The sequence below is a fragment of the Teichococcus deserti genome, from assembly GCF_001982615.1.
GTDB lineage: Bacteria > Pseudomonadota > Alphaproteobacteria > Acetobacterales > Acetobacteraceae > Pseudoroseomonas > Pseudoroseomonas deserti.
The window spans coordinates 1-3,725 of the sequence record NZ_MLCO01000264.1; the positions used below are offsets into that span (position 1 = coordinate 1).

General features: G+C 72.2%; 4 protein-coding genes, 1 tRNA gene and 1 pseudogene. 3 read left to right on the forward strand and 3 right to left on the reverse strand.

What is annotated here, in order from left to right; genetic code table 11:
- Positions 1-697 (reverse strand): annotated as a pseudogene (locus tag BKE38_RS23060) (hypothetical protein); the annotation flags it as partial.
- Between the two features lie 130 nt (positions 698-827).
- Here BKE38_RS23060 and BKE38_RS23065 point away from each other — a divergent pair.
- Positions 828-1,484 (forward strand): cytochrome b/b6 domain-containing protein, encoded by a 657-nt coding sequence (locus tag BKE38_RS23065; protein WP_076959578.1) that lies wholly within the window; start codon positions 828-830, stop codon positions 1,482-1,484.
- A 52-nt stretch (positions 1,485-1,536) separates the two neighbouring features.
- On the opposite strand, the gene BKE38_RS23070 is transcribed toward BKE38_RS23065, so the two are convergent.
- Positions 1,537-1,983: a c-type cytochrome gene (locus tag BKE38_RS23070; RefSeq protein ID WP_076959579.1), complete on the reverse strand. Its 447-nt coding sequence runs from the start codon at positions 1,981-1,983 to the stop codon at positions 1,537-1,539.
- Between the two features lie 285 nt (positions 1,984-2,268).
- Here BKE38_RS23070 and BKE38_RS23075 point away from each other — a divergent pair.
- Together BKE38_RS23075 and BKE38_RS23080 are read left to right on the forward strand one after the other, a co-directional pair.
- Positions 2,269-2,345, forward strand: a tRNA-Pro gene (locus tag BKE38_RS23075).
- Between the two features lie 206 nt (positions 2,346-2,551).
- Positions 2,552-3,301, forward strand: a complete 750-nt coding sequence (locus BKE38_RS23080; protein WP_076959580.1) for a TorF family putative porin — start codon at positions 2,552-2,554, stop codon at positions 3,299-3,301.
- 33 nt (positions 3,302-3,334) lie between these two features.
- Here BKE38_RS23080 and BKE38_RS23085 read toward each other — a convergent pair whose 3' ends face one another.
- Positions 3,335-3,523, reverse strand: coding sequence for a DUF2842 domain-containing protein (locus BKE38_RS23085; RefSeq protein WP_076959581.1), 189 nt, complete (start codon positions 3,521-3,523; stop codon positions 3,335-3,337).
- Positions 3,524-3,725: the final 202 nt, after the last annotated feature.

The window sequence follows — 3,725 nt, forward strand, 5'->3', positions numbered from 1 at the left end:
GCGTCAGGGGGCCGGCGGTGATCGGGCGCGGCAGCGGCGTCTCGCCCTGCAGCAGGCGCGGGCTGGCCTGGGCGCCGGGGGCAGGCAGCAGCACGGCGACCGGACCGGGGGCCGGGTCGGCGGCGGCCGGGGTCTGCGCCGAGGCGGCGGCGGTCGCGGCGCGGGCGGGCTCGGGCTCCGGCACCACGACGACGACCGAGTCCCGGCCGCGCTGCTCGCCGTCCGGCGTGCGGGCCTTGAGCGAAAGCTCATGCGCGCCGGGGCGCAGCGGCTCGGCCGGCAGGATCACCCATTCGCCGCGCGAATCGGCGCGTGCCCGGCCGAGCTCCCGGCCGCCATCCTGCAGCGAGACCTCGGCGCCGGGGGCGGCGCGGCCGGCCACCACCGCGGTGCCGCGGGCGCCGATGCGGGCGACGTCGAAGCTGGGCTCGGCGGCGCGCGGGACAGCGGCGGCCGACGAAGCATTGCCCTGGGCGGCCCCTGCGGCGGCGGTTGCCGCCGGAGGGGCCGCTGCCGCCGGGGCAGCGGCGGCAGCGGGCGGCGCCACCGTCGAGGGCGCCCGGACCGTCGGCGGCATGGTCTGGGGCGCGGCACCCGGGGCGGCGCCCCCGGCGGTCAGCCACCAGGCGGTGCTGCCGAGGGCGGCCAGGCCACCCGCGACGGACAGCGCCGCCAGTCCCATGCGTTTACGGTCCATCATGAAGTCGTAACTAGGCGGCCTGGCCCCTCCAGGACAAGAGCGGTTTCAGGGCGTGGTGAAAGCGCTTGCCGACTGTGTCCCGGCAGCCTCTCATCGACCGGCGGGATCGTGCGAAGGGAGCGGCGGGATGGCCCTGGTGAAGGTCAAGGTCTGGGATGGCTGGGTGCGCGCGGGGCACTGGCTGCTGGCCGGGCTGATCGGCCTGTCCTGGTGGAGCGCCGAGACCGGCCGCATGGAGCTGCATCTCACCAGCGGCTACCTGATCCTGTCCTATCTGCTGTTCCGCCTGGCCTGGGGCTTCCTCGGTTCGGAGACGGCGCGCTTCAGGCAGTTCCTGCGCTCGCCGCTGGCTGCGCTCGGCCATCTCGGGCACCTGTTCCGGCGGGAGCCGGATCGCGAGATCGGCCACAATGCCGCCGGCGGCTGGATGGTGCTGGCGCTGCTGGCGGTGCTGCTGGCGCAGGCGGGCAGCGGGCTCTTCGCCGATGACGACATCCTGACCCGCGGACCGCTGGCCGGCTTCGTCTCCGGCGAGACCAGCTACTTCCTGACCACGCTGCATGGCTGGACCTTCAACCTGATCCTGGCACTGGTCGGCCTGCATGTGGCGGTGGTGCTGCTCTATGCGCTGGCCAAGCGGCAGGACCTGGTGCGGCCGATGGTGACCGGCAGCAAGCGCCTGCCGGAAGGCAGCATCGCCCCCCGCCTCGCCCCGCTCTGGCTCGGACTGCTGCTCGCCTGCGCCTCGGGCGGGATCGTCTGGTGGATCTCGACGCTGGGCTGAACGACGCTGGCGCCATGCGGGGGAGGACACCGTCCTCCCCCACTGGAAAGAACTAGCGGCCGCGGTAGCCGCGGTGGCAGGTGCCGCAGCTGGCGCCGAGCTCACGGAAGGCGCCGGCGGCGGCGCCGGTGTCGCCGCCTGCCATGGCCTGCTGCAGCTTTGCCGCCGCCGCCGTGGCGCCGCCGGCCGCCGCCTCGAAACCGGCGCGGTCCGACCAGACCGCCGGCAGGGCGCGGGTCTCGCCCTTGTCGCTGCCGGGCGGGAAGAGCGCGGGCAGCCCGCCGAAGAAGGCCTGCATGTCGGCGGCGCGGCCGGCCTCGGCGCGCAGCCCGGCCGGATTGTCGAGCAGCGCCTTGATCGCCTCCAGATGGCCGCCCATCCGCTTGAAGCCGGCCTTGCGCTCGGCGATCGGGTCGGCCTGGGCCGAGGCCGGCTGCGGCAGGGCGGCGGGCAGCAGGGTCGCCAGCGCCAGGGCGCTGACCAGGAGCAGTTTCGTCATCCGCATTCTCCAGCTCGTCCGGGCAGGGGCTCCCGGCCGCGCCGCCGCTCCCCAGGGGCAGGAGAGGTCCGGCCGCGCGCGGCGGCAATAAGATCATGCGACGCCGCGCTTGGCAGCCGGTTTTCCGGTGACGCTTCGATGGCCCGCAGGGCATGGGGCCGTTTTCCTGGTGGAAATCTTCGAAGAAAAGCGCGGGGGCGCCCTTGCCGACCCTCTCGGGCGGGGTTATACGCCCGGCCCAGCCCAAGGGGATCACCGCCCTGGACGGCGGATCGGCCGGGACGACGGAGCGTAGCTCAGCCTGGTAGAGCACTGTGTTCGGGACGCAGGGGCCGGAGGTTCGAATCCTCTCGCTCCGACCAACTGAACCGGCCGGTCCTGAAAACCCCGCCGCCCTCACGGGCCGGCGGGGTTTTTCGTTTCAGCCCTTCCCTCCAGTGGACAGCGCTTCCCGCCCCTGCACGAAAATTGCCGGGGCCAGGGTGGTTCGTTGGTTTCTTGCACAGATCTTGCTTCGCGACCCTTCACCACCGGCGGCACGAGGCCGACGGGTGGAGGGAAACCCACCATGAAGTCATCTCTGGTCCTTGCTTCTGCCCTGTCCTTGAGCATTCTGCCGCTGGCCCTGCCCGCCGCGGCGCAGACCACGATCGACAGCCTGGCCACGACGGTCACCGTGACGCCGGCCGTCGGCACCGACTACCTGTTCCGCGGCATCAGCCAGACGCGCAACCGGCCGGCGATCCAGCTGACGCTCGACGCGCAGCATGAGAGCGGCCTCTATATCGGCGCCTTCGGCAGCAACGTGACCTTCCCCGGCAGCAATGCCCGGCAGGAGCTCGACCTGCTGGCCGGCTACCGCTTCGAGGTGGCGGGCGCCAGCATCGACCTGGGCGGCGTCTACTACACCTATCCGGGCTACGACGCGCCGAGCGGCGGCTACGAGTACAACTACTTCGAGGCCATCGCCAAGGCGAGCTACACGCTGGACCCGGTGAAGCTGATGGCCACCGCCGCCTGGTCGCCGAACTTCTACTACGAGAGCGGCTCGGCGATTTACCTGGAGGGCGGCGCCGACATCACCCTGCCCTTCGGCTTCACGCTCGCCGGCCGCTACGGCTACCAGTGGATCGACCGCAACACCCGCTACGGCGCGCCGGACTATTCCAACTGGTCGGTGGCGGTGTCGCGCGAGATCGTCGGCGGCTTCACCCTGACGGTCGGCTACTACGACACCGACCTGTCGAAGAGCGAATGCTTCGCCGGCACCAAGCTGTGCGATTCCCGCGCCATGGCGACGCTCAGCCGCGCCTTCTGACCGCGGCGGCGGGGGACCCGCGCCGGGTCCCCCTCATTTCCCGGCGGCCCAGAACATCAGCCGCCGGATCGGAAAGGCCCAGCCGATCCCGGCCGCGACGAAGAAGGGAATCTGCAGCGCCCAGTGCAGCCTCTGCACATGGTCGCCCAGCCACAGCACCACCCCGAGATACAGGGTGAGCCCGACCAGGGCGGCGAGGATGGCGATCCACTTGCGCGACATGCGCCGAGCCTGTCGCATGACAAGCTGGTTTCGCCAAGCGGCAAGGCCGCGGAGTTGCGTTGCAGCGCGGCGCCGGGGCGCCTAGTGTCCGCCCCGAACCACCCCCGCCCCCAGGCCGGTCCCTTCGACACACATGACGCTGCCGACGAGCGTACGGGAGTCAGGCCGGGGAGGGTGGACGCGTGCGCACCAGAAAAACGAA